16 protein-coding genes are annotated in these 19,693 nt (G+C 60.4%); 12 read left to right on the top strand and 4 right to left on the bottom strand.

The window, feature by feature from the left end:
• Nucleotides 1-9 precede the first annotated feature (9 nt).
• Nucleotides 10-1,446: a glutamine synthetase family protein gene (locus tag QD409_RS19460; protein WP_092851272.1), complete on the bottom strand. Its 1,437-nt coding sequence runs from the start codon at nt 1,444-1,446 to the stop codon at nt 10-12.
• A 185-nt stretch (nt 1,447-1,631) separates the two neighbouring features.
• Between QD409_RS19460 and QD409_RS19465 the strand changes: the two genes are divergently transcribed.
• From QD409_RS19465 to QD409_RS19480, 4 genes are all read left to right on the top strand, one after another.
• Nucleotides 1,632-2,765 carry an NAD(P)/FAD-dependent oxidoreductase gene (locus tag QD409_RS19465; protein WP_430763410.1) on the top strand — a complete coding sequence of 378 codons (1,134 nt, stop codon included), beginning with the start codon at nt 1,632-1,634 and terminating at the stop codon, nt 2,763-2,765.
• A 71-nt stretch (nt 2,766-2,836) separates the two neighbouring features.
• Nucleotides 2,837-3,349: an ankyrin repeat domain-containing protein gene (locus tag QD409_RS19470; RefSeq protein WP_430763399.1), complete on the top strand. Its 513-nt coding sequence runs from the start codon at nt 2,837-2,839 to the stop codon at nt 3,347-3,349.
• Nucleotides 3,350-3,515: 166 nt separating this feature from the next.
• Nucleotides 3,516-3,659 (top strand): hypothetical protein, encoded by a 144-nt coding sequence (locus QD409_RS19475; RefSeq protein WP_430763400.1) that lies wholly within the window; start codon nt 3,516-3,518, stop codon nt 3,657-3,659.
• Nucleotides 3,660-3,977: 318 nt separating this feature from the next.
• The gene (locus QD409_RS19480) at nt 3,978-6,515 is read left to right on the top strand and encodes a methyl-accepting chemotaxis protein (RefSeq protein WP_430763401.1); all 2,538 of its coding nucleotides are present in this window, start codon (nt 3,978-3,980) and stop codon (nt 6,513-6,515) included.
• Here the strand turns inward: QD409_RS19480 and QD409_RS19485 are convergent.
• Nucleotides 6,491-6,748: a hypothetical protein gene (locus QD409_RS19485; protein ID WP_430763402.1), complete on the bottom strand. Its 258-nt coding sequence runs from the start codon at nt 6,746-6,748 to the stop codon at nt 6,491-6,493. The two genes, QD409_RS19480 and QD409_RS19485, sit on opposite strands and share 25 nt — an antisense overlap.
• 88 nt (nt 6,749-6,836) lie before the next feature.
• On the opposite strand from QD409_RS19485, the gene QD409_RS19490 reads away from it, so the two are divergent.
• From QD409_RS19490 to QD409_RS19510, 5 genes are all read left to right on the top strand, one after another.
• Nucleotides 6,837-7,709 (top strand): LysR family transcriptional regulator, encoded by an 873-nt coding sequence (locus QD409_RS19490; protein WP_430763403.1) that lies wholly within the window; start codon nt 6,837-6,839, stop codon nt 7,707-7,709.
• Nucleotides 7,710-7,890: 181 nt separating this feature from the next.
• Complete coding sequence (locus QD409_RS19495) at nt 7,891-8,988, top strand: polyamine ABC transporter substrate-binding protein (protein WP_430763404.1); 1,098 nt, start codon at nt 7,891-7,893, stop codon at nt 8,986-8,988.
• A 233-nt stretch (nt 8,989-9,221) separates the two neighbouring features.
• The gene (locus tag QD409_RS19500) at nt 9,222-10,364 is read left to right on the top strand and encodes an ABC transporter ATP-binding protein (RefSeq protein ID WP_430763405.1); all 1,143 of its coding nucleotides are present in this window, start codon (nt 9,222-9,224) and stop codon (nt 10,362-10,364) included.
• A gap of 2 nt (nt 10,365-10,366) precedes the next feature.
• The gene (locus QD409_RS19505) at nt 10,367-11,278 is read left to right on the top strand and encodes an ABC transporter permease subunit (RefSeq protein WP_430763406.1); all 912 of its coding nucleotides are present in this window, start codon (nt 10,367-10,369) and stop codon (nt 11,276-11,278) included.
• A gap of 3 nt (nt 11,279-11,281) precedes the next feature.
• Nucleotides 11,282-12,097 carry an ABC transporter permease subunit gene (locus QD409_RS19510; protein WP_430763407.1) on the top strand — a complete coding sequence of 272 codons (816 nt, stop codon included), beginning with the start codon at nt 11,282-11,284 and terminating at the stop codon, nt 12,095-12,097.
• A 31-nt stretch (nt 12,098-12,128) separates the two neighbouring features.
• Here the strand turns inward: QD409_RS19510 and QD409_RS19515 are convergent, their stop codons facing one another.
• Nucleotides 12,129-14,021 (bottom strand): AsmA family protein, encoded by a 1,893-nt coding sequence (locus QD409_RS19515; protein ID WP_430763408.1) that lies wholly within the window; start codon nt 14,019-14,021, stop codon nt 12,129-12,131.
• Nucleotides 14,022-14,186: 165 nt separating this feature from the next.
• Here QD409_RS19515 and QD409_RS19520 point away from each other — a divergent pair, with 165 nt between their 5' ends.
• From QD409_RS19520 to QD409_RS19530, 3 genes are all read left to right on the top strand, one after another.
• Nucleotides 14,187-16,139: an acetoacetate--CoA ligase gene (locus QD409_RS19520; RefSeq protein ID WP_430763409.1), complete on the top strand. Its 1,953-nt coding sequence runs from the start codon at nt 14,187-14,189 to the stop codon at nt 16,137-16,139.
• 356 nt (nt 16,140-16,495) lie between these two features.
• Nucleotides 16,496-18,418 (top strand): DEAD/DEAH box helicase, encoded by a 1,923-nt coding sequence (locus QD409_RS19525; protein ID WP_092851364.1) that lies wholly within the window; start codon nt 16,496-16,498, stop codon nt 18,416-18,418.
• A 39-nt stretch (nt 18,419-18,457) separates the two neighbouring features.
• On the top strand, nt 18,458-18,685 hold the full coding sequence (locus QD409_RS19530; RefSeq protein WP_092851237.1) for a YcxB family protein: 228 nt from the start codon (nt 18,458-18,460) through the stop codon (nt 18,683-18,685).
• Between the two features lie 34 nt (nt 18,686-18,719).
• On the opposite strand, the gene QD409_RS19535 is transcribed toward QD409_RS19530, so the two are convergent.
• Nucleotides 18,720-19,607: a LysR family transcriptional regulator gene (locus tag QD409_RS19535; protein WP_092851234.1), complete on the bottom strand. Its 888-nt coding sequence runs from the start codon at nt 19,605-19,607 to the stop codon at nt 18,720-18,722.
• Nucleotides 19,608-19,693 lie beyond the last annotated feature (86 nt).

Here is a 19,693-nt window from a genome sequence, read left to right on the forward strand (position 1 = left end):
CGGCTCGCTTCACACGTTGAGCAGAAGGAATTCCCGCTCCCACGGGCTGATCACCTGCATGAAGGTCTCGAACTCGCCGCGTTTGACACCGGCATAGATGTCGATGAAGTCCTTGCCGAGAACCTCTTCGAAAGCCGGTTCGTCTTCGAGAAGGGCAATCGCTTCCAGCAGGCCGCGCGGCAGGTCGATCGAGCCTTCATTGGCGGAATCTTCCGTCGGCGCGGTTGGTTCGACTTGCTTCATGATACCGAGCAGGCCGGATGCGAGCGAGGCGGCAAGCGCCAGATAGGGATTGGCATCGGAGCTCGGCAACCGGTTCTCGACACGGCGGGCCTGCGGATCGGAGACGGGCACGCGGAACGCCGTTGTGCGGTTGTCGTAGCCCCAGGCATTGTTGACCGGGCAGGACATGTTCGGCGCCAGCCGCCGATAGGAATTCACATAGGGCGCGAGCATGGCAAGCGCATTGGGTACATAGCGCTGCATGCCGCCGATGAAATAGAAAAATTCCTGAGACGGGCTGCCGTCCGGATTGGTGAAGACGTTCTTGCCGGTCTCGATGTTCACGACCGACTGGTGGATATGCATGGCCGAACCCGCCTGGCTTTGCATCGGCTTGGCCATGAAGGTTGCGTAGATGCCGTGCTTCAGCGCCGCCTCGCGAATGGTGCGCTTGAACATGAACACCTGGTCGGCAAGCTCGATCGGGTCGCCATGGCGCAGGTTGATTTCGAGCTGCGCCGGACCTTCTTCATGGATCAGCGTGTCGATTTCCAGACCCTGCTTCTCCGAGAAATGGTAGATATCGTCGATCAATTCGTCGAACTCGTTGATGCCGGCGATCGAATAGCCTTGACCGCCGAGGATCGAACGGCCGGAGCGGCCTTTCGGCGGATGCAGCGGATAGTCGGGGTCGTCATTCTTGGCGACGAGATAGAATTCGATCTCGGGGGCGACCACGGGCTTCCAGCCGCGATCGCGATAGAGCCCCATGATCCGCTTCAGCAGGTTGCGCGGTGTATAGGACACCGCGTGTCCCTCGGAATTGACGATATCGCAGATCACCTGCGCCGTCGGGTCGGTTTCCCAGGGCACGACGGAAAGCGTCGAAAGGTCCGGCACCAGCTTCAGGTCGCTGTCGCGCGGCTCGTAACGGAAGCTCTCGGTCTCCTCCGGATATTCGCCCGAAATCGTATGGCGATAGATCGCCGAAGGCAGCGCCAGCGACGTATTCGAGGTGAATTTCGAAGTCGGCATCATCTTGCCGCGCGGCACGCCCGCAAGGTCCGGTGTGATGCATTCGATGTCTTCGATCCCGCGCGCCCGCAGCCATTGGGCCGCTTCCTTCCAGTTTGCCACGCCGCGTGCCGATCTCAAGCTGGGAGGTACCGTAGGGATTTTCGAGGCAGGCACTGAAGCTTTCAGCGGGGTCTTTCTCGCAGGCATAAAACACCGTATTTGGGTTGATCGGTGATTGCATCATAACCGCAGTTTGCCAATTGGCGAGGGGGAAAACCGCTCGGACTTTCGCCGTATGATGGAAAAATGGCGAGAGAGAGCGGCGAAAAATAAAGGGCTTAAACGTGGCTGGCAGATATGATGTGATCGTCCTCGGTGCGGGTGCGGCAGGCATGATGTGCGCCATCCGTGCCGGCCGGCGCGGGCGGTCCGTCGTCGTGCTCGATCATGCCGGTGCGCCCGGCGAAAAGATCCGCATTTCCGGCGGCGGCCGCTGCAACTTCACCAATATCCATGCCGGCCCGAAGAACTTCCTGTCCGCCAATCCGCATTTCGCCAAATCGGCGCTCGCCCGCTTCACGCCGCAGGATTTCATCGCCATGGTCGAGCGCCACGGCATCGCCTGGCATGAGAAGACGCTCGGCCAGCTCTTCTGCGACAACAGCGCCAAGGACATCATCCGCATGCTGACCGACGAGATGCGGACGGCCGGAGCGCAGCTGCGATTGCGGACGGAGATCGGCGACATCCAGCAGACCGCCGGCGGCTATCGCGTCAGCACCTCCGAAGGCGTTTTCGAGGCCGCTTCGCTGGTCGTTGCCACCGGCGGCAAGTCGATCCCCAAGATGGGCGCCACCGGCTTTGCCTACCGCATCGCCGAGCAATTCGGATTGCCTGTTGTCGAAACCCGACCGGGCCTCGTCCCCCTTACGCTCGATCCGCAATTGCTTCAGCGCCTGGCCCCGCTCTCGGGCATCGCCGCGCCCGCCGAGATCCGCCATGGCAAGACGGCATTCCGCGAAGCCTTGCTCTTCACCCATCGGGGCCTCAGCGGCCCCGCGATCCTGCAGATCTCCTCCTATTGGAGGGAAGGCGAAGACGTCACCGTCGTGATCGAGCCCGATATCGATGTCTTTACGCTTCTCAAGAAAGCCAAGCAGGCCAATGGCCGGCAATCGGCGCAAACAGCCCTTGCGGAGCTCCTGCCGAAACGGCTGGCGCAGCACTTTGTTGAAAGCGAAGGTGTGGCCGGCAACATGGCCGATCAATCCGACAACCGCCTGCAGAAGCTCGCGGCAACTATCCAGTCCTGGCCAGTCAAACCATCGGGTTCGGAAGGCTATCGCACGGCGGAGGTAACGCTTGGCGGCATCGACACGGCCTGCCTCGATTCGCGGACAATGGAGGTGAAGACTGTGCCGGGGCTCTTCTTCATCGGCGAATGCGTCGACGTTACGGGCTGGCTCGGCGGTTATAATTTYCAATGGGCCTGGGCCTCCGGCCATGTCACCGGCGAGGCGGCTTGAATTCACCTTGCCAACAGGCAGCAAATGGGCAAAGAACATCTCCAACGCGAAAACACTCGATGGAGGCAATCATGACGTTTAAGGCTCGGATATCCCGCCAAGCGGTTCTTTCAGGCATCGCTGCGGCCGTGACGATCTCGCTTGGCATATATGCAGTCACAGCATCGGGTGCCGCCGCCGCTTCCGCGCAGTGTAAGAAGCTGGACCCGAACGGCCGTGATGTGGGCGGCGATACGAATTTCGCCATTGCCATCCGCGACAAGAAAGCCGATGTCGTCAAGAAGATGCTGGCCTGCGACGCCAAGGTGAACCTGAAGACGACGGAAGGCTGGTATCCGCTACATACCGCCGCCTATTACGGCCCGGCGGACATCATCGATCTTCTGGTCTCCAAAGGTGCTGACGTCAATGCGCGCGGCGATTACGATGGCTGGACGCCGTTGCACATGGCGACCCAGCAGCACGATCCGGCCGTCGTCAAGGCGTTGTTGAAGGATGGCGCCGACAAGACCATCAAGTCTACCTCCGGCAAGATTGCCGCCGAAATGGCGACCGATCCCGCCATCGCGGCCTTGCTGAAGTAGCGCGCTGCTGTCGCACGATCTCGGGCCAATGACCGATGGGTGCGACACTTTCGGCCCGCCTCTGTTACTCGCGTTTTCCTTTCCTACATCTTTCTTGAATACATTGGCAGTTGCCGAATGCACCTTTTGCCGGTTATCGTGTCAGTGCGAAAATGGGAATATGCTCATGAACAGAACAAAGCGTCGTGCTCGCGCCATTGCAATCGCTCAGACCCGGGATAATGCTAAGCTCGTGGTCGCAAGACTTCTGATGCTCGCGACAGGCGTTACCGCTGCTTGCATCGCACTGCTGGCAGTACGCGGCTACTGATCAGCCGTTTCGGCCCTATTTCGACCGTCGCCTGACGGCGATCTTCTTCCGCGCGAAACACTTGGAGCGCAGGCTGTTTATGAGCGTTTTCTTGAGCGCGACAGGCTACGCCGGGCCTTATCTGAAAATTAATTAATCAGACCCACAATCTCCGACGATTTCATGGGGAGCTCTACTGCAAGTTGGAGCCGAAGCAATGATTGCTTCCAGACCCGTCTCGGGAACCCCCGCCTGCGCATATTTCAAGAACGATGGTTATACATCCGGTCAGCGCCGTGGCGGCGTCGATGGGGAGCGGTGTGAGAGGTTAGGGCCACAATGTTCATTGATAAGATACTGTCGCGTTTCAAGATCAAGACGAAGGTTCTCATATTCGTCCTGCCATTCGTCATCAGCATTTCCGCGGTTGGCCTCACCGGGCTCTATGCTTCCGGGCTTCTGCAGGGCCGTATGGAAATCTCCAACAGCGTGCTGCAATCGCTGACTGGCTTCAAGAACCTCTACGGCTCCATGGACGACTTCCTGCGCATCACCAATACGCAGCAGCGCGACAAGCTTTATGAGGATATCAAGTCGCAGCAGGGCGTGCTCAACGCGACGCTCGGCCAGCTTGGTCAGGAGGCCGATGGCCGCAGCAATCTGAACGACGCGATCGCCAAGAACGCCGACATGGCCAATCTCGTTGGCAGATTGTGGTCGCTGCACGAGCAGGAGCTGTCGTTCCGTAAGACGATCGACGACGCGCAGAGAGCGCTTATCAGTGCCCGCTTCAACGTCAACTTCAACAGCCAGCAGCTTGAGGATCGGATGCGGCAAGACCAGGCCGACGCGACCTCGACGCTGCGCTCCGCCGACCGCCTGCTGAAGGGCGGCGACCTGCTGGTTTCCGTGGCGGAGGATTTCAGCAAAGCCGCGACACCGGCCGACAAGATGAAGCTTCTCAAGGATCGGCTGCCGGATCTGAACAAGGCCCAGCGCTCCATCGATCTCGCATTGCCGCAGAACCAGAAGAGCGTCGTCCAGTCTCTGATCGGCACGATCAAGGATCTGACGGCTGCCACCGAAAGCGCCGATGCGCCGACCGACGACAGCGTCGCCACTGTCGGACGTCTCCTCTCGCGCTTCCGCCAGACGTCGACCTACACGCAGCTGACGGCAACGCAGATGATGCGTCAGGCGACGACGACCTTCGTATCGCTCGATGCCCGCGTCGCGCAGACCAATTCCATCCTGCAGGATACGCGCCGTCTGCAGGATTCGATCTATTCGCTGCAGCTCGTCCTTGCCGAGTTCAACGCGAATACCAACAAGGACAACCTCGTCCGCCTGCGTCAGGAAATCTCCAAGCTCAACGGCGATATCGATACGCTGAACCAGAGCGCCCAGAGCATGGATTTCGCTGGCGATATCGATGCAGCCATTCGCCCATCGCTCAAGTCGATGGACGGTGCCGGCATCAAGCTGGTCGATGTTATCACGCAGCGGATCGGCGAATATGCAAGCGCCCGGCAGCAGCTTGATCAGGTCTGGGGCCAGCTCACCGCATTTGCAGAGACGCAGAAGCAGAGTGCCGGCACGGAGCGTAACCAGGCAAACTACATCTCCATTCTGGCGACGGCTCTCGGCATCATCCTCTCGGTCGCCGGCGGCATCGCACTGGTTCTGACCCTGCAGCGCCCGATCGGCCAGATCACCGCCGCCATGCGCCGCATCGCCGATGGCATGCTGGAGACAGCAATCTCCGGCGAGCAGCGGCATGACGAAATCGGCGACATGGCCCGCGCCCTCGGCATCTTCAAGGAAAACGCCATCTCGAAGATCCGCATCGAGGAACAGAGCGACGAGGAGCGAACGGCGGCCGAACACGAGCGCCAGCGCAACGACACCGAAAAGCGCGAGCTTGACCGACAGATCGATTTTGCCGTCAGCGAACTGGCAGCCGGTCTCGAACGTCTCGCGCAGGGCGACATCTCAGCCACGATCGAGACGCCCTTCATCGGCCGTCTCGAGCAGCTCCGCCAGGACTTCAACAGCTCGCTGTCACGCCTGCAGGAAACGCTGAGCCAGGTGCGCAGCAATGTCGAGATGATCCAGAGCAACGGCAACCAGATGGCTGCTTCCGCCGAGGATCTGTCGAAGCGCACGGAACAGCAGGCGGCTTCGCTCGAACAGACCGCTGCCGCCGTCGAAGAAATCACGGTCACCGTTCGTTCCTCGGCCGAACGCGCCAAGGATGCGGACTCCATCGTGCGCGAAGCCAAGCGCAGCGCCGATGACAGTTCCGTCGTCGTCGGCAACGCCATCGACGCGATGGCGCGCATCGAAGACGCGTCCCGCAAGATCGAGCAGATCATCGGCGTCATCGACGAGATCGCCTTCCAGACGAACCTGCTGGCGCTCAATGCCGGCATCGAAGCTGCCCGCGCCGGCGATGCCGGCAAGGGCTTCGCGGTCGTCGCCATGGAAGTGCGGGAACTTGCACAGCGTTCCGCTGCCGCCGCCAAGGAGATCAAGGGGCTGATCAACAAGTCGACCCAGGAAGTCAATTCCGGTTCGCAATTTGTGCAGGAGGCCGGGGCCGTCCTGGCGCAGATCAGCAGCCAGATCGTCACGATCAGCCAGCATGTGGAAGGCATTGCCCGCGCAAGCCACGATCAGGCGAGCGCACTGCAGGAAGTCAACGCTTCGGTCAACCACATGGATCAGATGACCCAGCAGAATGCCGGCATGGTCGAGGAAACCACGGCAGCAAGCCGCGAGCTCGCCACCGAAGCCGATGCGCTTCTGCATCTCATCCTGCAGTTCAAGATCGATGCCGGCTACGCGGCGGGCTATACACGGCAAGAAGCGGCTTGACCGCAGCAGCCATTGTCATCACAGGCGGACTGGCGAATCTCTCGCCGGTCCGCCTTTTTCGTTGGCTTGCGAAGGGAGCATAACCCGGCGATCATCTTTCCGATCCAGATGAGAGGGGCGGGCGGATCCAGGCCGTAATCGCGGTAGAAAAGATCCTCATTTCTCCGCCATTGTTCTTCGCGCGCTTGGTTTTGCAATTCGATGGCCTTGGCCAAAGCGATGCTGTCCATCATGAGACATCTCCATGTTATGGGGCATCCCTTCAACTACACATCGGAATCTGCTTTATAAACACCCGTTTTCGTCCTATGCTTTTCATGCATGAAAAACACCGGTTGGGATTCCTATCAGCTTTTTCTCGATGTTGCCCGGGGAGGCGGGTTGACGGGCGCCGTCGCTTCGAGCGGCTTGAGCCCGGCGACGATTGGCCGACGCATGCTTGAGCTGGAAGGACAGATGGGCCGGCCGCTGTTCGAGCGCAGCCAGGCCGGCTATTCACTCACCGGCGACGGCCAGGCGCTGTTCGATCAGCTTTTGGAGATGGAGGCTGCCGCCCGCAAGGTGGATAGCTGGCAGCGCGATGCACAGGGGACTGCGATCGTACGCATCGCCGCCGGCACCTGGGTCGGGTGGCTGCTCAGCCAGAACATGCCGTCGATCTGCTCGGAGCGGGACCGCTTTCGCATCGACTTGCATCTCGGCGAACGTCGCGCCAGCCTCGCCCATCGCGAAAGCGATATCGGCATCCGCGCATTCGAGCCGGAGGAGGCCAATCTCGCTGCCATCAAGACCGGCGATGTCGCCTATGCTGCCTATCAGGCCCGCAACATGCGCTTTGCCAGGCCGCAGCGTTGGATCGCGGTGGCGGAGGAAGAGGCCATCTCCGCCTATCTGCGCTGGCCGCATCAGAACAGGCGGGAGGAAATCGCCTTCACCGTCAGTCGGCCGCGATCGCTTCATGACCTGGTGCTCGCCGGATCGGGCATCGCCGTTCTGCCCTGTTTCGTCGGCGATCAGGAGCCGAGGCTGGGGCGGGTCGGCGAAGAGATCGCGTCCCTACGTCATCGGCAATGGATCGTCATGAACGACGCAGATCGACATCGCAGGGAAATCCGCACCGTTGTCGACCGTATGGCCCGACTGCTGAAAAGCCACTCGGAGTTGTTTGCCGGCAAGCGGCCGACATATGCATGAGCTTTCGGCTCGGTGGTCTCCCTTGCTTATACGAGGCTTCCATGCCGGTCGCCGACAAACCTGCGAAAGAGGGCAAGGCCATGCTTTTCCCCTTGTCGCGTTTCGATTTCCTTTCTAGTCTAACGGGAAAAACAGAGGGTTGGGTGTCGCCGCGATACCCTTGAACGAAGCAGGAGAGATTATGAAGTCCATGTTCGCTAAGCTTGCGGCAACGGCTTTCGCAGCCGTTTCGCTTGCAACGGTCGCTCACGCAGAAGACAAGGTCGTCAATATCTACAACTGGTCGGATTATATCGATGATTCGATCCTGTCCGATTTCACCAAGGAAACTGGCATCAAGGTCGTCTACGATACCTTCGACCAGAATGAGACGGTGGAAACCAAGCTTCTGGCCGGCAAGACCGGTTATGACATCGTCGTCCCGACGGCATATTTCCTGCAGCGCCAGATCAAGGCCGGGGTCTTCCAGAAGCTCGACAAATCCAAGCTGCCGAACATTACCAACATGTGGGACACAGTGCAGCAGCGCATCGCCACCTACGATCCCGGCAACCAGTACGCGATCGATTACATGTGGGGAACCAGCGGCGTCGGCTACAATGTCGACAGGGTGAAGCAGATTCTCGGCTCCGATGAGGCGCCTGACATCGACATCATCTTCGATCCCAAGCTCGCCGCCAAGTTCAAGGATTGCGGCATCTATATGCTGGACTCGCCGACCGACGTCATTCCGGCCGCCTTGCGCTATCTGGGCCTTGATCCGAATTCGACCAAGCCGGAAGACTTCAAGAAGGCCGAAGATCTCTTGACGTCGATCCGTCCCTTCGTTCGCAAGTTCCATTCCTCCGAATATATCAACGCGCTCGCCAACGGCGACATTTGCGTTGCCTTCGGCTATTCCGGCGACGTGCTACAGGCACGCAACCGCGCCGCAGAAGCAAAGAACGGCGTGAAGATCAGCTATTCGATCCCCAAGAAGGGCGCGCAGATGTGGTTCGACGTCATGGCGGTCCCCGCCGATGCGCCGCATGTTGCCGAAGCCCATGCCTTCCTCAACTACATCATGAAGCCGGAAGTTATCGCCAAGGCCAGCAACTTCACCGCCTATGCCAACGGTAACAAGGCATCGCAGCAGTTCGTGAGCAAGGACGTGCTGGATGATCCAGCCGTTTATCCGACCGATACGGTCCGCGAGAAACTGTTCACGCTGACCCCTTGGGACTCGAAAACGCAGCGAGTGGCAACGCGCCTGTGGACAAAGGTCACCACCGGCCAATAATTCCAAGCGGCCCGGACGGCAACGTCCGGGCCTTTTCTTAAGAGGATAGCTTGAGAATCACGAGCGCGCCGGGAAGGGGAAGAGCCGGCGCCTCAGCATTTCCAGGAAAAGTGCGCAGCGGTTTTCCGTCCGGAATGCGGAAAGAAACAAAAAAGACGGAGCATTTCCGCGATTCGAAGAAAAGCGGAAATGCTCCAGGAAAGCCCGTCCGGGCGTCTATTTGGGGATAGATGATGAAGTCACTCGGTAATATCCGGCGTTCCTTTGCTCCGTGGACCGATCCTTCGGCCAAGCCGTACATTTCCTTCAAGAACGTGACGAAGAAGTTCGGTGATTTCACCGCCGTCGACGACCTCTCCCTCGATATCTACAATCGTGAGTTTTTCGCTCTTCTCGGCGCATCGGGTTGCGGCAAGTCTACGCTACTGCGCATGCTGGCGGGCTTCGAGCAACCGACGACGGGCGAGATCGTGCTCGACGGCCAGGATCTTGCCGGCACGCCGCCCTATCGCCGCCCCGTCAACATGATGTTCCAGTCCTACGCGCTATTCCCACATATGACGGTGGAAAAGAATATCGCCTTCGGCCTGCGGCAGGATGGCATGCCGAAAGCCGAGATCGAGGATCGCGTCGCCCAGATGCTGAAGCTCGTCAAGCTCGAGCAATTCGCCAAGCGCAAGCCCAACCAGTTGTCCGGCGGCCAGCGCCAGCGCGTGGCTCTGGCGCGCTCGCTCGCCAAGCGGCCGAAGGTGCTGCTGCTCGACGAGCCGCTCGGCGCGCTCGACAAGAAGCTCCGCGAAGAGACGCAGTTCGAACTCATGGATCTGCAGCAGAGCCTGGGTCTCACCTTCGTCGTCGTCACCCATGACCAGGAAGAGGCGATGACCATGGCCGACCGCATCGCGGTCATGAGCCACGGCAAAGTAGTGCAGGTGGCGACGGCGGCGGAAATTTACGAGGCGCCCAATTGCCGTTTCGTGGCAGACTTCATCGGCGATGTGAACATACTCGATGGCAACGTCACCTCCGCGCAGTCCGGCATCGTCGAATTATCAGTCGATTCCGCCCTTACGCTGCGCACTGCCTCCAGCGACGCACCGGCCGCGGGAAGCCGCGCCAGCCTCGCCATCCGGCCGGAGAAGCTGAGGGTAACGCCACGCCCGCCCGCCAACGCCTCCGTCAATGCCACCGAGGGAGAAATCTGGGACATCGCCTATCTTGGCGACATGACTGTCTTCCACGTCAAGTTGAAGAGCGGACAGGTGCTCAAAGCCTCGTCGCTGAATGCGGTTCGCGTCGTGGAAGAACCCTTCGCCTACGACCAGAACGTCTGGGTGTCCTTCGACGAAAATGCCGGCGTGCTGCTGAAGGACTGATCATGAAAGCGCTTGGTTCCTCCATCTATCAGCGCCTCGTCATCATCGTTCCCTATGCTTGGCTGCTGATCTTCTTTCTCGCGCCCTTCCTCATCGTCTTCCGCATCTCGCTGGCGACGAAGGCGCTGTCCGTCCCCCCTTACGATCCGTCCTTCGCATGGGCGGACAGTTTCAGCGACTGGTGGGTCAAGCTGCAGACCATGTCGTTCGACAATTACGTGTGGCTGACCGGCGATCCGCTTTACATAAACGCCTACATTCAGAGCCTTCAGATCGCTGGCATCTCGACGCTGCTGACGCTGATCATCGCCTATCCCATCGCCTATGGTATGGCGCAAGCGCCGCGCACGATCCGTCCCACCTTGCTGATGCTGGTCATTCTGCCTTTCTGGACGAGCTTCCTGATCCGCGTCTATTCCTGGATGTCGATCCTCAGCACGACAGGCCTGCTGAACCAGTTGCTGATGGGCCTTGGCATCATCCACCAGCCGCTCGTCATCTTGAATACCAATACCGCCGTCTATATCGGCATGGTCTATTCCTATCTGCCTTTCATGGTGCTGCCGCTCTATTCCGCGCTGGAAAAGATGGACGGCACGCTGATCGAGGCGGCGCAGGATCTCGGCTGTACGCCGATCGGCGCCTTCTGGCGCGTCACCTTTCCGCTCTCCCTTCCCGGCGTCATCGCCGGCTGCATGCTGGTCTTCATTCCCGCTGTCGGCGAGTTCGTCATTCCCGACCTGCTCGGCGGCTCGGAAACCCTGATGATCGGCAAGGTGCTCTGGACAGAATTCTACAGCAACACCGACTGGCCGCTGGCCTCGGCGGTGGCGACCATCCTGCTTCTGGTGCTGGTGGTGCCCATCGTCTTCTTTCAGCATTTCCAGGCCAAGGCCGACGAGAAGGGGAGATAATCGATGATCCGCTGGTCTCGTTTCAATATCGTCTCGGTCACGCTCGGCTTGGCTTTCCTTTATTTGCCGATCCTGCTGCTGGTGATCTATTCCTTCAACGGCTCCCGGCTGGTGACGGTCTGGGGCGGTTTCTCGACGCAATGGTATGTGCACCTCTTCAGCAACGACACCATGCTGAGCGCCGCCTGGTTAACGGTGCGCATCGCCCTCCTGTCCGCGACCATCGCAACCGTGCTCGGCACGTTCGCGGCGCTGACCCTGGTGCGCTATACGCGCTTCCGCGGTCGCATCCTGTTTTCGGGAATGATCTATGCGCCGCTGGTCATGCCCGATGTCATCACCGGTCTCTCGCTGCTGCTGCTCTTCGTCACGTCAGGCGTCGATCGCGGCTTCTGGACGATCGTCATGGCGCACACCACGCTGACCATGTGCTTCGTCGCCGTCGTCGTGCAGTCGCGCCTGTTGACCTTCGATCGCTCGATCGAGGAGGCGGCGATGGACCTCGGCGCGCCGCCCGTGCGCACCTTCTTCGAGGTGACGCTGCCGATCATCGCGCCGGCCGTATTCTCGGGCTGGGTTCTGGCTCTGACGCTTTCGCTCGACGATCTGGTGATCGCGACCTTCGCCTCCGGCGCTGGCGCCAAGACGCTGCCGATGCTGATCTATAGCCAGGTCAAGCTCGGCGTGACGCCGGAGATCAACGCCATCTGCACGATCCTGATCGGTGTCGTTGCCGTCGGTGTCATTTGTGCCTCGATCGCCACCAAGCGCCGCGAGGTGCAGCGTCAAAGGGACGAACAAGCGGCCGCCGCCGCGTGAGCGGCAGCGCTGGACCGGCTTGACGGAAGAGCTATTGCTGCTGGGGTTTCTGCAGCAAAGTGGTAACAGGTGAAACGACCGGATCCGGCCAGCTGCCGCCAAGGAAGAAGGGCAGCATCGGCAGGTCGTCCGCATCGGACGGCGACGTCGCCTCGATCGCTCCCGACAGCGCCAGACCATTGCTGCGGAACGGAACGACGCCGTTCAGCGTGATGGTTTCGTTGCGGCCGGCGATGGTCGCGTTTTGCACTTCGGCAGATCCCTTGGCAAAGGTTGCATCGACATTGATGCTGTCGAAATTGAAGGCTGCGTCAGCGATATCGCTCATCCTGAAAAAGGCCTTTTGAGTGGCCAAGGACCTGAAGGACGAGAGATCGAACTCACGGAAGGATCCGGCTGATGACGCGAAATGCATCTTCCCGGCAACGTCGCCCAACCTGGCGACCCAGATCGGCCGGGTGGTGCTGAGTGCCAGATCCAGAGACCCGGCGGTCGTCATTGGCAGCGGCCCCGGCAGCTTGAGGCGGGTGAAGAGCCCGCCGAAATCGGCATTGCGGACCGATATCTGCAGCTTGCCGCCGCCGTCGAAATCACCCGGAGCGACCTCCAGATGCGCCGTCAGCGAGCCGCCCTCGAAGCCGCTGTCAGCAATGTCGAACTTTGCTTTGCCGCCCGCGACCAGCAGGCTGGCGCCAATATTGTCGAACTGGAAGGGACCGAGCGCAGCCTTGTTGGAGGAGAGCCGCAAGTCGAGGTCGAGGCGCTGCAGCGGATTGCCGTTCAGGAGCGCATTGATGGCGGTCTCCGCGGCAAGACGCATGGAAAAGGCGGCGAGGAACGGATTGAGGTTCATTTGGTCGAAGGCGAGCGTGCCGGAGACCTTCGGCTTTCCAGTCGTCGTGTAGTTCAGGTCCATGACGCCGGAAGCCGCGGAGTCGTTGACCTTGAAGCTGAGATTGTTGAAGCGCAGGCCTTTGTCGATCGCCGTCACATCGGCGTTGAGTGAGACGTTCTTGAGCGCATCGGCGGCGGGGAGGCGCTGGCCACTCCATGCCAGGAAGGTGGGAACGTTCGGTACGCTGAGCTCGAGATTGCCCGAAAGCGTCGAAAGGTCCGAAATGCTGGTAACCCCGGTATAGGCCCAGCTGATCACCGGCGAGGAAAAGCTGGTCTTGGCGTCGACGTTCTTGCCGGCAAAGAACAGCAGCGGTTGCGCCGAGTCGAAGTTGAGCTTGATATCCTGGTCGTTGAGACGGGCAAGGATGACGGCGGTCATTCGCTGCGAGAGCCGCGGCCAGGAAATGTCGGCATTGACGCCGGTCATCTTGTAGACGTTGCCGCTGCGGTCATCCGTCATCTCGACGCTGCCGTCTTCGATAGTCAGCATACCGATCGCTGCATCCTGATCCTTTCGCATCGGCATGGCTTGGCCGGAGGAACTCTCCACCTGTTCGATCGCTTTCGACAGGCGGCCCTCATTGGTCCAGTCGATCAGCCCATTCTCGTCGCGACGGATGTAGAGCACGGGTCGAACAAAGTGGAACTCGTGAAAATGTGCATGTCCACGGATAGCGGGCAGCAGCGAGAAGTCCGCAGAGAGACTATCGACATGACCCAGCACTTTGCCGTTCTTTGCCGGTTCGCGGATGGTGACCTGATTGAGCGTTATGCGCGGCGTCGGCCAGAAGTCCAGCGTTGGATCGCCCTCGATCTGGGCTCTGTATCCCGTCCATTCCGAAAGCGCCCTCTCGATGCCGGAGCGCACGATCCCGCTGGAGATGAGGAAAGGAGCGGTAGCCCTGAAAACGACAAAGACGATCAGGAGGGTCAGAAGAACGATGCCGGTTGTCCGGGCAACGGCCGGCAACCATTGCGAGGCCGATCGCATCGTCAAACGCCACTTGTTGTTTCTCGACGCTCTCATATCCCGTGGAGACTCTCAAACTGATAGGGATGATGTGCCTATGCTTGCCGGATATAGGAAATGTTTGTCGGATGCAAACGTCGCAGGTTGGAAAGCCCCATGACTCCGTGACTTTATAATGCGTTGCAGCATTGCTATATACTGGGAAAAACAGGGGAGAGAAATATGCAGGATCAGCAGCCGCTCTGGACGCCATCGGAAGAAGCACGCCGCCAAAGCCCGATGTTTGCCTTCATGCAGCAATGCAACCGCCATTTTAACCTGTCGCTATCCGATTTCGCCGGCCTTCACGCCTGGTCGGTGGCCGATCGCGAGAATTTCTGGACGGCAGTTTGGGATTTCTGCGGCATCAAGGGCGAACGCGGCGAGCGGGCGCTGATCAATGGCGACCTCATGCTGGAGGCACGCTTCTTTCCCGATGCGCAATTGAACTTCGCCGAAAACCTGCTGTCGCGAAGCGGCGGGGGCGATGCGCTGGTATTCTGGGGCGAGGATAAGGTCCGTGATCGCTGGTCATGGGATCGTTTGGCCGCCACGGTGTCGCGCCTGCAGCAGGCTTATCGGGCTGAAGGTATAGGCAAGGGCGATCGGGTGGCGGCAATGATGCCGAATATGCCCGAAACCATCGCCTGCATGCTGGCCGCCGCATCGATCGGCGCGATCTGGTCCTCCTGTTCTCCGGATTTCGGCGAGCAGGGCGTCATGGATCGCTTCGGGCAGATCGAACCGAAGCTGTTCATCGCCTGCAGTGGCTATTGGTATAGCGGCAAGCTGCAGGATGTCGGGGCAAAGGTCAGCGCCATCGCGCAGCGTCTGAATGTGCCGACCCTTGTCGTGCCCTATGCCGGCAGCGCCGATGCGGTGGTGGCGGCAACACCTGGCGCACGGACATTGACCGATTTTATTGCACCTTTCGAGGCGAAAGCCGTCGAGTTCGTTGCAGTGCCTTTCTCCCATCCGCTGTTCATCCTGTTTTCCTCCGGCACGACAGGCGTTCCCAAATGCATCGTACATTCGACGGGCGGCGCGCTGCTGCAGCTGATCAAGGAACATCGCCTGCATTGCGGCGTCGTACCCGGTGAAAAGGTCTTCTACTTCACCACCTGCGGCTGGATGATGTGGAACTGGCTGGTGACCGGCCTTGCCGCCGGCGCGACGCTTTGCCTTTATGACGGGTCGCCCTTTGCTCCCAGCGGCAATATCCTGTTCGATTATGCGCAGGAAGAGAAATTCGCAGTGTTCGGCACCTCGGCCAAATATATCGACGCCGTGCATAAGAGCGGCCTCACGCCGAAGACATCGCATGATCTCTCGAGCCTGCGGCTGATGACCTCCACCGGCTCGCCGCTGTCGCCCGAGGGCTTCACGTTTGTCTATGAAGGCATCAAGGACGATATCCAGCTCGCTTCCATTTCCGGCGGCACCGATATCGTTTCCTGCTTCGTGCTGGGCAACCCGCTGCAGCCGGTCTGGCGCGGCGAGATCCAGGGACCGGGTCTCGGCCTTGCCGTCGATGTCTGGAATGACGAAGGCAAGCCGGTGCGCGGCGAAAAGGGCGAGCTTGTCTGCACCAAGGCTTTCCCTTCCATGCCGATCATGTTCTGGAACGATCCGGAACGCGCCAAATATCGTGCCGCCTATTTCGAGCGCTTCGACAATATCTGGTGCCACGGCGATTTCGCCGAATGGACTGTTCATGGCGGCCTCGTCATTCACGGCCGCTCGGATGCGACGCTCAATCCCGGCGGCGTGCGCATCGGGACGGCCGAGATCTACAATCAGGTCGAGCAGATCCCCGAAGTTCTGGAAGCTCTGTGCATCGGCCAGGACTGGGATGACGATGTTCGCGTCGTGCTGTTCGTCCGCCTGGCTCCTGGTGCCTCGCTGACCGAAGATCTGGTGAAGACAATGAAGACCCGCATCCGCACCGGCGCTTCGCCGCGCCACGTCCCGGCCAAGATCATCGCGGTCGCCGATATTCCGCGCACGAAATCCGGCAAGATCGTCGAGCTTGCGGTGCGTGATGTTGTGCACGGGCGGCCCGTCAAGAACAAGGAGGCGCTCGCCAATCCGGAGGCGCTGGATCTATTCGCCGGGCTGGAAGAACTGAAAAGCTGAGATGCACCCTAAAATTGAGGGGCAAACGATGACCTCCGTTTGGTAACCTTGCGTTAGGAAAGATTGGTCAAAGGTAAAGGCCAACTTGAGACCGTTCGCATACGTCAGCAGCGGATTGGAGCTGGTTCTGGCTCCCGAAACATGAAGTTCACCGACTCGAGCTTTCTTTTGACAGCACCATTCTCAAAGGCAGCGCGGTTCGCTGCCTTTTTTTCGTTCTGGCTGATACAAATACGCGGCCGCTCTGTACATTGGCCTGCCGACCAAGTATGTGCAGGCTTGAAGAAGAGGCCTGCGACGTGCGGGCCACGATGATCGCCGCCTTTTGGCGGGCGAAGAATTCCGAAAGACAGACTATGACTGAATTCGAAGGCATCGTTCCTGCGATTGCCCAGGCTTTGGCGAAGCGCGGTTATGAAACGCTGACGCCGGTACAGAAAGCCATGCTCGATCCCGGCCTTGCCGGGAAGGATGCCCTCGTGTCGGCGCAGACTGGCTCGGGCAAGACGGTTGCCTTCGGCCTGGCGCTGGCGCCCGGACTGCTCGATGGTTCGGAGCGCTTCGGTCCGGCCGGTGCACCTCTGGCCTTGGCGATCGCGCCGACCCGCGAACTGGCGCTTCAGGTGCAGCGCGAGCTGGAATGGCTCTACGGGCTGACCGGCGCGACGATCGCTTCCTGCGTCGGCGGCATGGATATGCGCACGGAACGGCGGACGCTCGAGCGCGGCGCTCACATCGTCGTCGGCACGCCCGGCCGTCTCTGCGATCACATCCGCCGCAATTCGCTCGATATTTCGCAATTGCGCGCCGTCGTGCTCGATGAGGCCGACGAAATGCTCGATCTCGGTTTCCGCGAGGATCTGGAATTCATTCTGGAAGCCTCGCCCTCCGAGCGCCGCACCTTGATGTTCTCCGCGACCGTGCCGCGCTCCATCGCCAAGCTCGCCGAAAACTACCAGCGCGATGCCGTTCGCATCGCCACCGCTTCCGAAGCCAAGCAGCATGTCGATATCGACTATCGCGCGCTGACCGTGGTGCCGAGCGACAAGGAAAACGCCATCATCAACGTGCTGCGCTATTATGAGGCGCGCAACGCCATCGTCTTCTGCTCGACGCGCGCTGCCGTCAATCATCTGACGGCGCGGTTCAACAATCGCGGCTTTTCGGTCGTCGCTCTGTCGGGCGAGCTCAGCCAGAACGAGCGCACCCACGCTCTTCAGGCCATGCGCGATGGCCGTGCCCGCGTCTGCATCGCAACTGATGTCGCGGCTCGCGGCATCGATCTACCGGGTCTGGAGCTGGTCGTCCATGCGGACTTGCCGACCAATCCGGACACGCTGCTTCATCGCAGCGGCCGCACCGGTCGCGCCGGCAACAAGGGCGTCAGCGCCCTCATCGTGCCGCTCAGCGCCCGCCGCCGCACCGAGCGCCTGCTGGAAGCCGCCCGCATTCGCGCTACCTGGGCAAAGCCGCCGTCTGCCGACGAAGTGAGCCAGCGTGACGACGAACGTCTTCTCGCCGATCCGGTCTTCACGGCCGCGCTTGCCGAAGACGAAAAGTCCATCGTCCAGCAACTGCTGGAGCGCCACGGCGCCGAGCAGGTTGCCGCCGCATTCCTGCGGCAGTACCGGGCCGGCCACTCCGCGCCCGAAGATCTGCAGGATGTGCCGGCGGAGGGCGAGCGCAGGAAGCCTCGCCGGGATGATTTCCCGGTCACTCCCCGCGATGATGGCCCATCTGGCGGACGGAACGATTTCACCGATGGCGTCTGGGTGTCGCTCTCTGTGGGGCGCAAGCAGAATGCCGAGCCGCGCTGGCTGATCCCGATGCTCTGCCGCAACGGCAACCTGACCAAGCGCGACATCGGCGCCATCAAGATGCAGCCGGAGGAAACCTTCGTCGAGTTTTCACAGGAAGGTGCCGAGCGCTTCCTCTCCGCCATCGGCCCGGACAAGACGCTGGAACGCGGCATCCGCGTCAAGCCGCTCGCCGGCGTGCCGGATTTTTCGCAAGCAAAGCGCGAAGGGGCTTTCGAGAAAAAGAAGCCCTTCGCCGACAAGGGACCCCGCTCGCAGGAGGGCGGCAAGCCGAAGTGGAAATCCGATCGCAAACCGGAACGGACACAGGCGGGCGAGGGCGGCATTTCCGAACGCTCCGATAAGAAGCCCTGGGCAAAGAAACCAGGCAAGCCGAGCTTCACCAAGAACGATGGTCCCCCCAAGGGCGGCAAACCCAATTCCCGGGCCGCTCGCAAGGGTGCGAAGTCACGAGGCGAATGATCTCAACGCCGCGCTCGCAAGAAGGCGCGGCTCTGCGATCTGAGGTTTCAATATCCAGGCAAATTCACATTTCGCGACAAGGGATTTGACGTCGTGTCCGATCTGGGATCGGCGACAATCCCATGGTCAACTGTGACCGAGATTTGGGAGCGTCCGGCCCATCGGATGATATTTACCGCTCCGAGCCAGTTCCTGACGCTCCCCGTTGAAATGCTCTCGGCAACCGACCGGGATTTTCTGCGATCGAAAGTGCCCGCCATACGTTAGCTAAAGCCTGGGTCCAGCGCTGTATCATGCGCCATCATTCGGCGAAGAGGTTCGCGGCCATATGATCCACGAAGGCGCGAACCTTTGGCGATAGATACCGATTGGTCGGCCAGAGGACGCGAAATGTTCCCGTATCGGCCAGATAGTCGGTCAGCAGCGAAACCAGTTTCCCTTGTGCGATCTCCGACGCCACCGCAAACGGGGGAAGGCATGTGATTCCGAAGGAGCGCTCCGCAAGGTAGATCAGTGGTTCCAGCGTGCTTGCAACGGTGGTCACCGGCAGGTCGAGCTTCATCTCGCCCTCTTCGCGAACCAATGGCCATGGCTCGAGCCTTCCCGAGTTTGCGAAGCGGTGGTGAAGGCAGCGATGCCGGAGCAGATCCTCCGGAACCTTCGGATGGCCATGAGCCTTGAGATAGTCCGGCGAGGCGACGACCTTGTACTTGAAGGTGCCGAGCTTGCGGCTCATCAGGCGGGTGTCTCTGACCTCGCCCGTGCGGATGACGGCGTCGAACCCTTCTTCGATGACATCGACGAGGCGATCCGTGAAATCGAGATCGAGATTGATCTCCGGATAAGCCGTCATGAAGGCCGATAATGTCGGCATCAGCAGCATGCCGGCCAGAGGAAGGCTCACGCGCAGCTGTCCGCGCGGCACGGCCTGCGAGCTGGATAGCTTGGACTGCGCTTCCTCATATTCCGATTGAATGCGCCGACACGTCTCCAGGAAAAAGCTGCCTTCTTCTGTCAGGGCCATGCTGCGGGTCGAGCGATTGAACAATCGCACGCCCAACTCGTCCTCGAGGCGGCCAATGGCTTTGCCCACGGCGGAACCTGAAATGCCGAGGCGATGTCCGGCCGCGACGAAACTCCCGACCTCGGCGACCTGGATAAAGATGCCGAGCGTTCCAAGCTTATCCATGTCTGCCTATTCTGGAATTTTTATCCGATATGTTGAGAATACAGGCTACTTTATCCGCTATCTCTCGCCGGATATCCAGAGGTCGC

Origin of the sequence: Rhizobium sp. BR 315, from assembly GCF_050577975.1 — a bacterium.
Lineage (GTDB): Bacteria > Pseudomonadota > Alphaproteobacteria > Rhizobiales > Rhizobiaceae > Rhizobium > Rhizobium miluonense.

Excerpts from the sequence above, each read along its gene's own strand:
- QD409_RS19460 (WP_092851272.1), bottom strand. The coding sequence starts at position 1,446 with ATGCCTGCGAGAAAGACCCCGCTGAAAGCTTCAGTGCCTGCCTCGAAA.
- QD409_RS19470 (WP_430763399.1), top strand. The coding sequence starts at position 2,837 with ATGACGTTTAAGGCTCGGATATCCCGCCAAGCGGTTCTTTCAGGCATC.
- QD409_RS19475 (WP_430763400.1), top strand. The coding sequence starts at position 3,516 with ATGAACAGAACAAAGCGTCGTGCTCGCGCCATTGCAATCGCTCAGACC.
- QD409_RS19480 (WP_430763401.1), top strand. The coding sequence starts at position 3,978 with ATGTTCATTGATAAGATACTGTCGCGTTTCAAGATCAAGACGAAGGTT.
- QD409_RS19485 (WP_430763402.1), bottom strand. The coding sequence starts at position 6,748 with ATGATGGACAGCATCGCTTTGGCCAAGGCCATCGAATTGCAAAACCAA.
- QD409_RS19490 (WP_430763403.1), top strand. The coding sequence starts at position 6,837 with ATGAAAAACACCGGTTGGGATTCCTATCAGCTTTTTCTCGATGTTGCC.
- QD409_RS19495 (WP_430763404.1), top strand. The coding sequence starts at position 7,891 with ATGAAGTCCATGTTCGCTAAGCTTGCGGCAACGGCTTTCGCAGCCGTT.
- QD409_RS19500 (WP_430763405.1), top strand. The coding sequence starts at position 9,222 with ATGAAGTCACTCGGTAATATCCGGCGTTCCTTTGCTCCGTGGACCGAT.
- QD409_RS19505 (WP_430763406.1), top strand. The coding sequence starts at position 10,367 with ATGAAAGCGCTTGGTTCCTCCATCTATCAGCGCCTCGTCATCATCGTT.
- QD409_RS19510 (WP_430763407.1), top strand. The coding sequence starts at position 11,282 with ATGATCCGCTGGTCTCGTTTCAATATCGTCTCGGTCACGCTCGGCTTG.
- QD409_RS19515 (WP_430763408.1), bottom strand. The coding sequence starts at position 14,021 with ATGAGAGCGTCGAGAAACAACAAGTGGCGTTTGACGATGCGATCGGCC.
- QD409_RS19520 (WP_430763409.1), top strand. The coding sequence starts at position 14,187 with ATGCAGGATCAGCAGCCGCTCTGGACGCCATCGGAAGAAGCACGCCGC.
- QD409_RS19525 (WP_092851364.1), top strand. The coding sequence starts at position 16,496 with ATGACTGAATTCGAAGGCATCGTTCCTGCGATTGCCCAGGCTTTGGCG.
- QD409_RS19535 (WP_092851234.1), bottom strand. The coding sequence starts at position 19,607 with ATGGATAAGCTTGGAACGCTCGGCATCTTTATCCAGGTCGCCGAGGTC.